Source organism: Haloferax gibbonsii ATCC 33959 (assembly GCF_000336775.1).
GTDB classification, from domain to species: Archaea; Halobacteriota; Halobacteria; order Halobacteriales; family Haloferacaceae; genus Haloferax; species Haloferax gibbonsii.
Genome location: NZ_AOLJ01000005.1, coordinates 163625 through 175996, shown reverse-complemented (window position 1 = coordinate 175996; position 12372 = coordinate 163625). Strand labels below are relative to the sequence as shown.

Below are 12372 nucleotides of genomic sequence, written 5' to 3'. Positions count from 1 at the left end.
CTCAGTACTCGTACTTCTGCTCGTAGCCTCGCGGCGTCACCATCCGGTCGTCCCAGACGTAGGTCTCCTCGTTGCCGACAAGCAGCGTCGTCGTCATGTCCACGAGGTCGGTCTCGCCGAGGTCGGGCAGTTCGCGGAGTTCGACGATTTCGACTTCCTCGTCGTCGCGGCCCGCGCCGTGGACGATGCCGACCGGCGTGTTGGGCGCGCGGTGTTCGAGGAGAATCTCGCAGCACTTCTCGTAGTTCGACCGGCGCTTGCGGCTCCACGGGTTGTAGATGGCGATGGTGAAGCCCTCCTTGGCGGCCGTGTGGAGTCGCGACTCGATGGTCGGCATCGAGGTCAGGTGGTCCGAGAGGCTGATGGTCACGGTGTCGTTGACGAGCGGCGCGCCCAGCCGGGCCGCGCAGGACTGCGCCGCCGGGACGCCCGCGACCACGTCGAAGTCGACCACGCTCGCGGTCGCGCCCTTCGATTCGAGGATTTCGAGCGCGAGGCCGGCCAGCGCGTACACGTTGGGGTCGCCGCTTCCGACGATTGCCACGTCGTTGCCGGCGAGCGTTCGGTCGACCGCCTCCTCGGTCCGGGAGACCTCGCCGCACATCGGCGTCGAGTAGATGTCCTCGGCGTCCTCGACGATGTCGTCGGGGAGGAGTTCGATGTAGGTCGTGTAGCCGACGATGTGGTCGGCCTCGCGGAGGGTGTCTTTCGCCAGCGTGGTCATCTCGCTCGCGCGACCGGGTCCGAGGCCGACGGCGACGAGTTGGCCCGGTTCGCCGTCGAAGTCCTCGATGGTTGCTTCGACCTTCTCCGCGGTCTGTTCCCTCTTCGACCCGCCCGACCCGCCGCCGCACTTCGAGGATGACTCGCCGTCGGCCTTCGAGGACGACGCGCCGCACTTCGAGGGCGTGTCCTCGGCCTCCGTGTCCGCTTTTGTCGTCGTCTCGGTCTCGGTCTTCGCTCCGCCGCACTTCGATTCGGATTCCGTGTCTGATTTGCTCATGCGTTAGAAGTCGTCGACGTCGCGCCCGCCGCGGGGCGTGACGAGGTACGTTTCGTAGTCGTTGCTCCAGGGTTCGGTCTCGTGAGTGCCGATGAGAATCGAGGTTCCCATCCCGCCCACGTCGTCGTCGTGGGCTTTCGCGTCGCCGAGGGTCGTCACCGAGAACGTCTCGTCGTCCAGATTGCGGCCGGCCTCGCCCCGGCCGGCGTCGTTGAAGATACCGACCGGCACGTCGTCGGCGCGCTCCTCGCGGACCACGTCGATGGCGCGTTCGTAGTTCCGCCAGCAGTTGTACAGGACGATGACGAAGCCGCTGATGGCGGCCGCGCGCAGTTTCTCCTCGATCTCGTCCCAGCCGCGCCACTTGTCGGACAGCGAGACCGTACAGAAGTCGTTCGACAGCGGCGCGCCCATCATGGCCGCGCCGCCGAGCGCCGCGGTGACGCCGGGGACGATTTCGATCGGCACGTCGGTCGCCTCGTCCGTCTTCGCCATCGTGAACACGAGGTCGGACTTCCCGTAGACGTTCGGGTCGCCGCCGGAGACGTGGACCACGTCCTCGCCGTTTCGGACGCGCTCGAACGCCTCGCGGGTCAGTTCGACCTGCTTTCCCATCGACGAGCGGACGACCTCCGGCCCCTCATCGCTTTCTTCCGGCGGGAGCGTTCCGTCGTCGCGGAGGAACTCCTGATAGAGGTTCGACGCGACGACGCAGTCCGACGTCGAGACGAGTTCCTTCGCCCGCTTCGTCATGTGGTCCGGGAGACCGGGGCCGATGCCGACGACGTAGAGCGTCCCGTAGTCGTCGGGTACTTCGTTGCGGTCGCTGGAGCCGGACGCCGGTCCGCCGCCGTCGCTCATCGTCCCACCGCCACGGTCACGGCGTCGTCGTAGCGCCGCTTTTCGACGACCAGTTCGTGGTCGCGGCCGCCGGCGATGGCGCTCGCCTCGGCGATGCCGGGCCAGCCGATGAGTTCCTTCGACCGCGAGGGCGTCGGTCCCTCGAACTCGGTGAGGGTCTCCTTTTCGAAGTAGACGACGCCCACGCCGATTTCCTCGGCGGCGTCGAGCATGCCGGGTTCGTCCGCCTTTCGCGTGCCGGTGGCGACGAACTCCACGTCGTCGAAGTCGCGGTCGGCGTCGTCGAGCGCCCGTTCCCACGCCGTCAGGAACTGCGCTTTCTTCGCGCCGGAGACGCTCCCGGTCCCGAGGACGACGCCGTCGTCGCCGTTTCGTTTCAGGACCGTCACGTCGTCGCCGACGAGGACCGCCTTCGGACCGTCGAGTCGGGCGACGGGGCCGAGTTCGTCGTTGAGGACGGCGAGGTTCGTCGCCACGGTCGAATCGCCGTTGACGACGTGGGAGTCGAGCGCCTTCGCCTTGCTCTCGACGCCCTGTTTGCCCGCGGCCTCCGAGGCCGTCGTCATCGCCGGGACGGCCCCGAGTTTCGAGAGGTCGTGGGCGACCTGATTCGCGCCGTGGTGGCCGCCGGTGAGCGGAATCGCCCACGTCAGTTCCTCGTCGACGACGACGACCGCCGGGTCCTCCCACTTGTCGTCGAGGAGGCCGGCGGTCTTCCGCATGGCGATGCCGCTGGCCATGAGGCCGACGAAGCAGTCGTACTCGCCCCAGTGGTCGGCGAACACGTCGCCGTGGTAGGTGAGAACGTCTATCCGGTCGTAGTCGTCCGCGAGGTCCCGCTTGATTTCCTCCGCCGTGTCGAGCTTTCGCTCGAAGCTGACGATGGCGATTTCGTCCGCGACCTCGCCGTCGCTGTCGGGGGTACTACAGTGGCCGCTTCCGGAATCAGAGTCGGCGTCGGAGTTGGAGTTGGTGTTGGAGTCTGCGTCGCTCATTGCGCATCACGCTCCTGCGCTTCGGAGTCGGAATCGGAATCTGGTTCGTCGTTCGGCGCGTCGCCGCCGCGGGCCCAGTCGCCGTAGAGGAACGACCGCTCGTAGTCCGAGCCGGTCACCGCCTCGCCGATGATGACGAGCGCGGAGGCGCGGTAGCCCGCGTCTTCGACCCGCTGGCCGATGGTCTCGATGGTTCCCTCGATAACGTCTTCGTCAGGCCACGAGGCGTGGTAGACGACCGCGACGGGCGTGTCGGGGTCGTGACCCTCGTCCAGCAGTCGGTCCATCGTCTCGGCGACGGCGTGGGTCCCGAGGTAGATGCAGACCGTGGTGTCGCCGAAGCCCACGAAGTCGCCGATGTGGTCCTCCTCGGGCGAGAGCGTCCGACCCTGCGGTCGAGTGAAGACGACGTGGTTCGAGACCTCGTTCAGCGTCAACTGGGTTCGGAGCGTCGCGCTCGCGGCGAACGCCGAGGTGACGCCGGGGACGAGATACGTCGGAACGCCCGCCTCGGCCAGCGCGTCCATCTGCTCCAAGGCGGCCCCGTAAATCGCCGGGTCGCCGCTGTGGAGTCGGACGACGGTTCGGCCCGACTCGTAGGCGTCGGCCATCAGCGGAATCAGCTCTTCGAGGTCCTTGCCGACGCTGTTGACTCGCTCGGCGTCGGCGCAGAACTCGTCTAAGAGTTCGCTGTTGACGAGCGACCCCGCGTGAACCACGAGGTCGGCGTCCTCGACGAGCTTTCTTCCGGCGACGGTGAGCAGGTCCGGGTCGCCCGGTCCCGCGCCGACGAAGGGAATCCCCTCCTCGTCGGTGAAGCCGGTGTCCGCGTCGCCGTCGGCGCTCACGCCGACCCCCCCGATTCGACGCCGTCGAACGCGGCGGTCGCCACGTCGCGCTCGACGCCCTCGCGCTCCGCGTAGGCCAGCGTGTAGTAGTCGCGCTCCGCGAGTTCGTCGGGGTCGTCGGTGACGACCGTCTCGCCCTGCTCCATGAACAGGCGGCGGCCGAACCGAACGTCGTAGCCCGCCTCGGTCAGTTTCTCGTGGGTCGCCGGCGCGTCGGTGACCTTGAACAGCACCATGCGGTCGGGGCCGGTCGGCGCGGAGCCGTTCGCGGCCTCGCGGAGCGCGAGCCCGGTTCCGGACTCGATTTCGACGCCGAGCGCGGTCGTGAAGGCTGTCATCGCGCTCACGCCGGGGACGACTTCGAGGTCCACCTCGGGGTGGAACGCGTCGAGGGTGCGGCGGAGGTGTCCGAACGTCGAGTAGACGTTGGGGTCGCCGAGGGTCACGAACGCCACGTCCTCCGTGTCGGCGCGGGCGGCCACCTCGGCGGCGGCCTCCTTCCACGCGCGGCGGAGTTCGTCGGGGTCGCGCGTCATCGGGAAGTCGAGGTCGCCGATGCGCTCCTCGGGGACGTGGTTCAGCGCGACCGTCCGCGAGAGTCGGCCGGGCGAGTAGACCACCGCCGCCGATTCGAGCAGGCGTTTCCCCTTGACGGTCACGAGGTCGGCGTCGCCGGGGCCGAGGCCGATGCCGTAGACGGTCATAGCCCCTCCGCGCCCCGCCGACCGACGACGACGTAGACCGGGTTGTTCGACCGGAAACTCGTCGCGCCGGCGAGTTCGTAGCCGTGGCTCACCTGCAACTGGACGACCTCCGAGAGCAGGTCGCGCTCGCGGAACGCCTCGATGGCGTCGCCGGCTGGTTCGACCCGCGAGACGTTCATCACGACTCGGTCCACGCCGGTCTCGACGGCGTGGTCGAGGACGGCCTCGAAGTTCCGGCTCCCGCCGACGAACATCGCGTCGGCGTCGGCCGGAAGCCCCTCGGGGGCCTCCGCCTCGCGGAGCGTCACGTCGGCGTCGTAGTCGTTCGCCCCGAGGTTCTTCCGCGTCACGTCCAGCCGCTTCGGTTTCCGTTCGACGGCGGTCACGCGCTCGGCCCGCCGGGCCGCCTCGATGGTGACCGAGCCGGTACAGGAGCCGACGTCGACGAAGTGGTCCGTCGGCCGCAAGCCGAGTTTGTCGAGCGTGACCGCTCTCACCTCCGGTTTCGTGGGTCCCGCCTTGGCGTCGTGCGGGAGCGTTACCTGTGACATTCGACTCGACAATCCGGGCGCGGTTTGAAAACAATTGTGCTTGGAGTACAGCAAATCAACTTTCATAAAATCGACCCGCCGAGTTATTAAATTTCAGTTGCTGAAACACAATCTGGCTTGTCTTCGAAAGTTTTACAATCAAACTTGGTTTTCATCAATCTGAGTTTACCATGGCTACGGCGAACACCGTCAACGGTCGAATCGAACGCGCCCGAACCGAACTGGCTCCCACGCAGATGGCCGCGGGAGCCCTCTTCATCGCCGCGCTGGGCTTTACGCTCCTGTTCGTGCAGGACCCGCTCGTCCACGACTCGCTGCACAACTTCCGCCACGCGGCCGGTATCGCCTGCCACTGACGATGTTCGCCGAGTACCTGACGCGGGGAGTGAAGGCGGGGCTGGTCGCCGGACTGGTGTTCGGCCTGTTCATGGCCGTCGTCGCCAACCCCCTCGTCGCCTACGCGGACGAACTGAACCACGCCGCCGTCGAGGAGAGCGGTCACGGTCACGAGGCGGAGAGCGCCCACAGCCACGATTCGGAGGGGGCTCACAGCCACGAGACCGACGGCGCTCACAGCCACGACTCCGGTGACTCGCACGCCGGCGAAGGCGGCGGCCATCACGACACCGCGGTGTCGATGGCGGTCACGAAGGCCGTGAGCGTCGCGGCCGGCGGGCTGTGGGGCGTCGTGCTCGGCGGCGCGTTCTTCGGGGTCGCGTTCTTCTTCCTCGAACCGGCGATTCCCGGTCCAGACGCCACGAGGAGCTACCTGATGGGGCTCGCGGGGTTCGTCACCGTCTCGGGCGCGCCGTGGCTGGTCCTCCCGCCGGCCGCGCCGGGCGCGGAGCAGTCGCTTTCGGTGGCGACGCGGCTCCCGCTCTACGCCGGGATGATGCTCGCCGGGGCGCTCGCCTGTCTCTCGGCCGGTTACGCCTACGCCCGCCTGCGCGAGTCGAGCGGCCTCGTCGCGGCCGTCGTCGGTGCGGTCGTTCCGTTCGGTCTGCTCGCGGCCGTCGCCGTCGTCGCCCCCGAAAACGCGGTTCACGGGGCGCTGTCGCCGACGCTCGAAACCGGACTCGCCGGACTGTTCGCGTTCGGACAGCTCCTCCTGTGGCTGGTTCTCGCGGCGGCGCACGCCCAGTTTCGGTCGGCGGGCGAGTCCGAGTCGGCGACCCCGATTGCGGGCCGGGACTCGGCTCCCGCGGCCGACTGATGCGCGACCGAACCGACGAGGTCCGCGAGCACGGCTTCACCGACCACGTGCTGGTCTGCACGAACAGCCGAGAGTCCGACTACGCCGACTGCGCCGAGGCCGACGGCACGGCGGTGTACGACGCGGTGACCTCGTGGTTGCGCGACCGTGGCGTCTTCTGGTCGCGGGTCCACGTCGCCGAAACGAGTTGTCTCGGACTCTGTAGCGCCGAGGGGGCCGCGGTCGCCATCCACCCGCGAAACCGGTGGTACTCGGACGTTCGTCCGGACGACGTACCGGCGCTGTTGGCCGACGAGTTCGGTCCCGACGCGTCGAACCTCGGCGTTCGACCCGACCGCTGACCGCCTCGGCGACGACCTCCGGCGTCTGCGCCGCGCCCTTCTCACCGCCGTCTTGCCGCTATCTCCGTGACGAAGCGGGGATTGGACGCAGAACAATAATATCGTTGCACTTCTGATTACGGTTCATGGACGAGAAGGACCTTCGAATCCTCAAGGCCATCGGGACGCTCGAATCGGGGAGTCCCGACCGGATAACCGAGGAGACCGGCATCCCGAAGTCGACCGTTCACTACCGCCTCGAACGGCTCCAAGAACAGGGCATCATCAAGAACGACATCTTCGACATCGACTTCGAGAAGGCCGGGCTGAACCTCACGCTCATCACCGAGGTCTGGGCGGAGTACGGCTCGGAGTACCACAAGGAGGTCGGCGACAAACTCGGCGAGGTGCCCGGCGTCAACCAGGTGTACTTCACGCTCGGCGACACCGACTTCGTCCTGATTTCGCACCTCGCCTCGCGCGGGATGGTCGAGGACCTCATCTCGGAGTTCGAGGAGATAGACGAGATTTCGCGGACGAGTTCGACGTTCGTCATCACGACCATCAAAGACGAGCCGAACCCGCTGAACGACTACGAACTCGAAGAACTGAAAGACGCGCTGCTTCCCGACGTGTCGTAACGCGGTTCTCGTCGGCTCCGCGAACGGATTAGTCTTCGAGCTGCTGGGCGCTCAGGTGCGCTTTCGCCTCCGTCCGGGTCGGGAGCCCGCCGGCGACGGCCAGCAGGACGACGCCGAGCAGGCACCAGCCGCCGACCATCGCCCACTCGTAGGGCCACGCCAGCGCCGAGGGCGAACCGGGGAGGTAGAGCCCGACGAAGAACACCGTCAGCAGTAGGCCGAGCGCGCCGACCGCGTATCCCGCCGGGAGCTTGAACGGCCGGTCGAAGTCGGGGTCGCGGTACCGGAGCACGAGGAACGAGACGACGACGAGGAGCCACGCCGTCACCATGCCGAGGCCGCCGGCGTTGACGACCCACACGAGCATCTGCTCGCCGAACAGGGGTGCGAGCGCCGCGAGGCCGCCGACGAGCACGATTGCGGTCGACGGCGTGTCGTGGTCGTCGTGAATCGTCGCGAGCGTCTCGGGGAGCATGTTCGAGTCGGCCATCGCGTAGATGGCGCGACTGGCTCCGAGGACGAAGCCGTTCCAGCTCGTGAGGATGCCCGCGAGGCCGGCCAGCGCCATGATGCGGCCGATGGTCACGCTGTCGAACGCGATTTCCATCGCCGTCGCCGCGGGGAGCGAGCTCTCGACGAGCGTCGCGCCCGTGGCGACCTGTCCGGCCGCCCAGATGACGGCGATGTAGAACGCGGCGGCGCAGGCGACCGAGAGCCCGATGAGTCCGCCGAGGACCTTCGGCGACACGTCGGCCTCGCCCGCGGCCTGCGGAATCACGTCGAAGCCCACGAACATGAACGGCGTCATGATGGCGACCGTGAACACGCCGCCGATGCCGGCTCCCGCGAGCGGCGGCGACGACGGCGAGGTGCCGTTGAACAGCGCGCCGAGGAGGAGCGTCAGGCCGGACAGCGTGATGACGAGCGCGAGAATCGCCTGGAACTGCGCGGCCGGGCGGACCCCCCGGTAATTGAGGTACGTGATGACCACGGAGCCGATGACGCCCGTCGCCACCCACGTGCCGTAGACCGGCTGGCCGGCGACCGTCCAGAGTTCGAACACGTTGAAGCCGGGGACGATGTACGCGAGGGCGCTCGGGAGCGCAACCGCCTCGAACGCGACGACGCTGATGTAGCCGAAGATTATCGCCCACGTGCAGACGAACGAGCCGGCCGGCCCCAACGCCCGCATGCTGTAGACGTGTTCGCCGCCGACGAAGGGCATCGCCGAGGCGAGTTCGCCGTAGATGAGCGAGACGACGGACACCATGAACCCGCCGAGGATGAACGCCGAAATCGCGCCGGTGACCCCGCTCTGGTCGATGAAGTACCCCGTCTGTACGATCCAACCCCATCCGATCATCGCCCCGAGTGCGAGCACGAACACGTCGCGCTTCGAGAGGACGCGTGAGAGTTCTCCTGTCATGGTTATGATTGACATCACCACATTCTAACTTACCCACTATATATCTTACTGTGTTCAATTTTTAGAGGAAATAAGGAACACAGTTCAATAAGGAATCATGGTCTGGGACGACAAACTGGCCGCCGATTCACCGGAAAATCGCCAAACGGCCGGCGGTTCGAACGGTAGTCAACTCGCAGAACCGAAAAAAAGCGTCCGCGCTCGATTCGCCTTCCGGGTATCGTCGCAGGTGTCGTCGCGGTCGTTGCGCCGGGGACTGGGCCGGTTACTCGTCGGCGGGCGCGTCCTCGACCCAGACCGTCTTCGTGTTGACGAACTCCCGAATCCCGTGTCGGGAGAGTTCCGTCCCGTAGCCCGAATCTTTCGTCCCGCTGAAGGGGACTCGCGGGTCCGACGCGACGATGTGGTTGACGGCGACGTTACCCGCGGTGAGCTTCGTCGTGAGCGCCTCGCCGCGTTCGGCGTCGGCCGTCCAGACGCTCGCGCCGAGGCCGTAGGGCGTGTCGTTCGCCACGCGAATCGCCTCCGTCTCGTCTTCGACTTCGATGACGGTGGCGACGGGACCGAACAGTTCCTCGGTCCTCGCGGGCGCGTCGTCGGGCACGTCGGTCAGCACCGTCGGCGGGTAGTAGTGGCCGGGTCGGTCCAGCGGTTCGCCGCCGAGTCGGAGCGTCGCGCCGGCCTCGACGGACGCCGTGACCTGCTCGTGGAGCGTCTCCATGAGGTCCGCCCGCGCCTGTGGCCCCACGTCAGTTCCGGGGTCCGTCGGGTCGCCGACGGTCAGCGCGCGCATCTCCTCGGTGAAGCGTTCGACGAACTCGTCGTAGACTCCCTCGTGGACGAGAAAGCGCTTCGCGGCGATGCAGGACTGGCCGTTGTTCTGCGTTCGCGCCCGCGCGGCCTGCTTCGCGGTCGCTTCGAGCGGCGCGTCGTCGAGGACGATGAACGGGTCGCTCCCGCCGAGTTCGAGCACCGTCGGCTTGAGTTCGCGGCCGCTCGTCTCCGCGACGGCCCGTCCAGCGCGGGTGCTTCCGGTCAGACTCACGCCCCGAACCCGGTCGTCTTCGATGACGCCGGCGACGCGCTCGGCGGGAATCTGCAGCGAGGTGAACACGTCGTCGGGATAGCCCGCCCGCTCGAAGACGGAGGCGATGGCGTCGGCACAGCCGAAGACGTTCGGCGCGTGCTTGAGCACGGCGACGTTGCCGGCGGTGATGTGCGGGGCCGCGAACCGGAACACCTGCCAGAACGGGAAGTTCCACGGCATCACCGCGAGCACCGGGCCGATGGGCTCGTAGGAGACGTACGTTTTCGACCCCGGCACGGTGCCGATGTGCTCGTCCTGCAGGAACTCCGAGGCGTGTTCGGCGTAGTAGTCGCAGACCCACGCGCACTTTTCGACCTCGGAGACCGCCTGCTCTATGGGCTTGCCCATCTCTTCTGTCATCAGGCTCGCGTACTCCTCGCTGTGCTCGCGCAGCACGTCGGCCGCGGACGCGAGCAACTTCTCGCGCCGCGAAATCGGGGTCTCGCGCCACGATTCGAACCGGTCCCACGCGGCGTCCAAGCGCGCGTCGACCGTCGCCTCGTCGTGTTCCTCGTGCGTCTCGATGACTTCCTCGGTTGCGGGGTTGATGGATTTCATGGTCGGCTCTCGGGAGCGCGGCGGTCGCTCGCGACTCCCGCTTGCCCCGACTGTCGTCCCAGATGTTGATAAATGTTCCAGTAGGGTGAGATTATTTGGACTGTGTTCAACACGCCATCGGTGGCGAACGGAGTCGAGTACGAGGTATCCAGCCACGTTCGAGTTCCGTGCGACCGTCTTGCGACCGAAGATGATGTCTAAATTTGGACTTTGTCCTACACAGTATAATTTATTAGGATTCAGTTTAGAACTTGTGTTCATGAGAGAACGGACGACGAACTCGTCGGTCGAGGCGGCGTACGACGACTACCTCATGCCGATTTGGAAATCGCTGAACGTCCCGGTCGAACGGGCGTCCGGTTGCACCCTCGAGGACTTCGACGGCAACGAGTACCTCGACGTGTTCTCCGGCATCTCGGTGACGAACGTCGGACACAACAACGAGGCCGTCGTCGAGGCCGCGACCGAGCAGTTAGAGGAGTTCGTCCACGGCTGTTCGTACGTCCACCCCAACCGGCCGGTGGCCGACCTCGCGGAGACCATCGCCGAGGTGACGCCGGGCGACCTCCAGAAGTCCTTCTTCTGTAACTCCGGCACCGAGGCGGTCGAGGGGGCCATCAAGCTCGCCCGGAAGTACACCGGCTCCAAGGAGGTCATCTCGCTGGAGATGGGCTTCCACGGCCGCACCCTCGGAAGCCTCGCGCTCACCGGCAACAGGGCCTACAAGCAGGACATGGCCCCGACGATTAACGACGTGGCTCACACCGCGCCGCCGTACGCTTACCGCTGTCCCCGCTGCGACGGCGACACCTGCGGCGCGGACTGCGCTGACGCGCTCGAACGGGTCATCGGCTCGCACACCAGCGGCGACCTCGCGGCGGTCGTCGTCGAACCCGTCATGGGCGAGGCCGGCATCGTCGTCCCCTCGGAGGCGTGGCTCAAGCGCGTCCGGGACATCGCCCACGACCACGGCGCGCTCCTCATCGCCGACGAGGTCCAGACCGGCTACGGCCGCACCGGCGAACTGTTTGCCAGCGAGCACTTCGGCGTCGAACCGGACATCCTGACGCAGGCGAAGGGCATCGCCAACGGACTACCCCTCGGCGCGTTCACGGCCCCCGCGGAAATCGCCGACGCGTTTGGTTCCGGCGACCACCTCTCGACGTTCGGCGGCAACCCCGTCGCCTGCGCGGCCGCACTGGCGACTATCGAGGAACTGCAGAACGGTATCATCGACAACGCCCGCGAGAACGGCGAGTGGCTCTCGGCCGAACTCGCCACGCTCGAATCCGACTACGACGTGGTCGGTGAGGCCCGCGGCCTCGGACTGATGCAGGGAATCGAACTCGTCGACCCGGGGACGACCGGCCCGCAGCACGTCGCCCCCGCGCCCGACAAGGAACTCGCGGCCGCGGTCGGCGAGCACCTCCGCGAGGAGTCCAACGTCGTCATGGGCGTCGGCGGCTACTACAAGAACGTCATGCGCTTCCAGCCGCCGCTGACGATTTCGCAGGCGCAACTCGGCGAGGCCGTCGACGCGCTCCGAGTCGCGCTGGACGACCTGACCTGAACAGGAGTCCTCCTTACCGCGCACTCGACCGATTCAGGGGCGGTCCAGCTCTTTGTCCCACGCCTTCCACGTCTTCAGAAGCGGGATGATGGTGTAGTCGTCGACGATTTCCTCGCCGTCGAAGAGGTCCCAGATGTACTCCTTCAGCGCGTTCAGGTCGGTGTGCCACGCGCTGAAGACGAGGTCGTACTCGCCGAGACAGGAACTCGTGTTGTAGACGAGTCCCTCGTCGATGAGCATCGTGATGAACTCGGTCCGCACGTCGGAAGAGACGTGCTGATTGAACGAGACGAGCACCTGCGCGTCGGCGAGGTCGGCCTCCTGGAGGACGATGACCGCGAGGATTTCGAGCACGTCGCTCTCCTGAAGCTTCTCGCGGCGGCGACGAACCGCGGTCCGGGAGAGACCGACGCGCTCGGCGAGCTCCGTGTCTGAGATGCGGCCGTTCTCGTTGAGCGCGCGGAATATCTCGTAGTCGTGCTCGTCGAGGTAGTTTTCGAGGACCGCCTCCGGCGTGTTCGGGTCGGACGGGGCGTCGGCGGACGTGAGGTCGGGGTTTTCCATGGTCGGATGTATTCGGGGGTTCGATTTGAAA

At 66.9% G+C, this 12372-nt stretch carries 14 protein-coding genes; 5 read left to right on the top strand and 9 right to left on the bottom strand.

Annotated features, from left to right (window positions below):
* Position 1 precedes the first annotated feature (1 nt).
* The 6 genes from cobJ to cbiT are packed head-to-tail and all read right to left on the bottom strand — an operon-like array spanning position 2 to position 4962.
* A complete protein-coding gene (gene cobJ / locus C454_RS02055) occupies positions 2-1003 on the bottom strand; it encodes a precorrin-3B C(17)-methyltransferase (RefSeq protein ID WP_004972132.1) in 1002 nt (333 codons plus the stop codon).
* A 3-nt stretch (positions 1004-1006) separates the two neighbouring features.
* Positions 1007-1864, bottom strand: a complete 858-nt coding sequence (locus tag C454_RS02050; RefSeq protein ID WP_004972129.1) for a precorrin-3B C(17)-methyltransferase — start codon at positions 1862-1864, stop codon at positions 1007-1009.
* Complete coding sequence (gene cbiG, locus C454_RS02045; protein ID WP_004972127.1) at positions 1861-2859, bottom strand: cobalt-precorrin 5A hydrolase; 999 nt, start codon at positions 2857-2859, stop codon at positions 1861-1863. The genes C454_RS02050 and cbiG overlap by 4 nt, the downstream gene beginning before the upstream one ends.
* Positions 2856-3707: a precorrin-4 C(11)-methyltransferase gene (gene cobM / locus C454_RS02040; RefSeq protein ID WP_004972125.1), complete on the bottom strand. Its 852-nt coding sequence runs from the start codon at positions 3705-3707 to the stop codon at positions 2856-2858. The genes cbiG and cobM overlap by 4 nt, the downstream gene beginning before the upstream one ends.
* Positions 3704-4411 carry a cobalt-factor II C(20)-methyltransferase gene (locus C454_RS02035; RefSeq protein WP_004972123.1) on the bottom strand — a complete coding sequence of 236 codons (708 nt, stop codon included), beginning with the start codon at positions 4409-4411 and terminating at the stop codon, positions 3704-3706. The genes cobM and C454_RS02035 overlap by 4 nt, the downstream gene beginning before the upstream one ends.
* Positions 4408-4962, bottom strand: a complete 555-nt coding sequence (gene cbiT / locus C454_RS02030; protein ID WP_004972122.1) for a precorrin-6Y C5,15-methyltransferase (decarboxylating) subunit CbiT — start codon at positions 4960-4962, stop codon at positions 4408-4410. The genes C454_RS02035 and cbiT overlap by 4 nt, the downstream gene beginning before the upstream one ends.
* A gap of 170 nt (positions 4963-5132) precedes the next feature.
* On the opposite strand from cbiT, the gene C454_RS02025 reads away from it, so the two are divergent.
* From C454_RS02025 to C454_RS02010, 4 genes are all read left to right on the top strand, one after another.
* Positions 5133-5318 carry a CbtB domain-containing protein gene (locus C454_RS02025; RefSeq protein WP_004972120.1) on the top strand — a complete coding sequence of 62 codons (186 nt, stop codon included), beginning with the start codon at positions 5133-5135 and terminating at the stop codon, positions 5316-5318.
* A 2-nt stretch (positions 5319-5320) separates the two neighbouring features.
* The gene (locus C454_RS02020; RefSeq protein WP_004972118.1) at positions 5321-6175 is read left to right on the top strand and encodes a CbtA family protein; all 855 of its coding nucleotides are present in this window, start codon (positions 5321-5323) and stop codon (positions 6173-6175) included.
* Positions 6175-6516 carry a (2Fe-2S) ferredoxin domain-containing protein gene (locus tag C454_RS02015; protein WP_004972116.1) on the top strand — a complete coding sequence of 114 codons (342 nt, stop codon included), beginning with the start codon at positions 6175-6177 and terminating at the stop codon, positions 6514-6516. The genes C454_RS02020 and C454_RS02015 overlap by 1 nt, the downstream gene beginning before the upstream one ends.
* Positions 6517-6641: 125 nt before the next feature.
* A complete protein-coding gene (locus tag C454_RS02010; RefSeq protein WP_004972114.1) occupies positions 6642-7136 on the top strand; it encodes an Lrp/AsnC family transcriptional regulator in 495 nt (164 codons plus the stop codon).
* A gap of 28 nt (positions 7137-7164) precedes the next feature.
* On the opposite strand, the gene C454_RS02005 is transcribed toward C454_RS02010, so the two are convergent.
* On the bottom strand, positions 7165-8577 hold the full coding sequence (locus tag C454_RS02005; protein ID WP_004972113.1) for an APC family permease: 1413 nt from the start codon (positions 8575-8577) through the stop codon (positions 7165-7167).
* A gap of 250 nt (positions 8578-8827) precedes the next feature.
* Positions 8828-10207: an NAD-dependent succinate-semialdehyde dehydrogenase gene (locus C454_RS02000; RefSeq protein ID WP_004972110.1), complete on the bottom strand. Its 1380-nt coding sequence runs from the start codon at positions 10205-10207 to the stop codon at positions 8828-8830.
* Between the two features lie 259 nt (positions 10208-10466).
* On the opposite strand from C454_RS02000, the gene C454_RS01995 reads away from it, so the two are divergent.
* Complete coding sequence (locus C454_RS01995; RefSeq protein WP_004972107.1) at positions 10467-11777, top strand: aspartate aminotransferase family protein; 1311 nt, start codon at positions 10467-10469, stop codon at positions 11775-11777.
* 33 nt (positions 11778-11810) lie between these two features.
* Here C454_RS01995 and C454_RS01990 read toward each other — a convergent pair whose 3' ends face one another.
* Positions 11811-12341 carry an Lrp/AsnC family transcriptional regulator gene (locus C454_RS01990; protein ID WP_004972105.1) on the bottom strand — a complete coding sequence of 177 codons (531 nt, stop codon included), beginning with the start codon at positions 12339-12341 and terminating at the stop codon, positions 11811-11813.
* Positions 12342-12372: the final 31 nt, after the last annotated feature.

Excerpts from the sequence above, each read along its gene's own strand:
- cobJ (WP_004972132.1), bottom strand. The coding sequence starts at position 1,003 with ATGAGCAAATCAGACACGGAATCCGAATCGAAGTGCGGCGGAGCGAAG.
- C454_RS02050 (WP_004972129.1), bottom strand. The coding sequence starts at position 1,864 with ATGAGCGACGGCGGCGGACCGGCGTCCGGCTCCAGCGACCGCAACGAA.
- cbiG (WP_004972127.1), bottom strand. The coding sequence starts at position 2,859 with ATGAGCGACGCAGACTCCAACACCAACTCCAACTCCGACGCCGACTCT.
- C454_RS02035 (WP_004972123.1), bottom strand. The coding sequence starts at position 4,411 with ATGACCGTCTACGGCATCGGCCTCGGCCCCGGCGACGCCGACCTCGTG.
- cbiT (WP_004972122.1), bottom strand. The coding sequence starts at position 4,962 with ATGTCACAGGTAACGCTCCCGCACGACGCCAAGGCGGGACCCACGAAA.
- C454_RS02025 (WP_004972120.1), top strand. The coding sequence starts at position 5,133 with ATGGCTACGGCGAACACCGTCAACGGTCGAATCGAACGCGCCCGAACC.
- C454_RS02020 (WP_004972118.1), top strand. The coding sequence starts at position 5,321 with ATGTTCGCCGAGTACCTGACGCGGGGAGTGAAGGCGGGGCTGGTCGCC.
- C454_RS02015 (WP_004972116.1), top strand. The coding sequence starts at position 6,175 with ATGCGCGACCGAACCGACGAGGTCCGCGAGCACGGCTTCACCGACCAC.
- C454_RS02010 (WP_004972114.1), top strand. The coding sequence starts at position 6,642 with ATGGACGAGAAGGACCTTCGAATCCTCAAGGCCATCGGGACGCTCGAA.
- C454_RS02005 (WP_004972113.1), bottom strand. The coding sequence starts at position 8,577 with ATGTCAATCATAACCATGACAGGAGAACTCTCACGCGTCCTCTCGAAG.
- C454_RS02000 (WP_004972110.1), bottom strand. The coding sequence starts at position 10,207 with ATGAAATCCATCAACCCCGCAACCGAGGAAGTCATCGAGACGCACGAG.
- C454_RS01995 (WP_004972107.1), top strand. The coding sequence starts at position 10,467 with ATGAGAGAACGGACGACGAACTCGTCGGTCGAGGCGGCGTACGACGAC.
- C454_RS01990 (WP_004972105.1), bottom strand. The coding sequence starts at position 12,341 with ATGGAAAACCCCGACCTCACGTCCGCCGACGCCCCGTCCGACCCGAAC.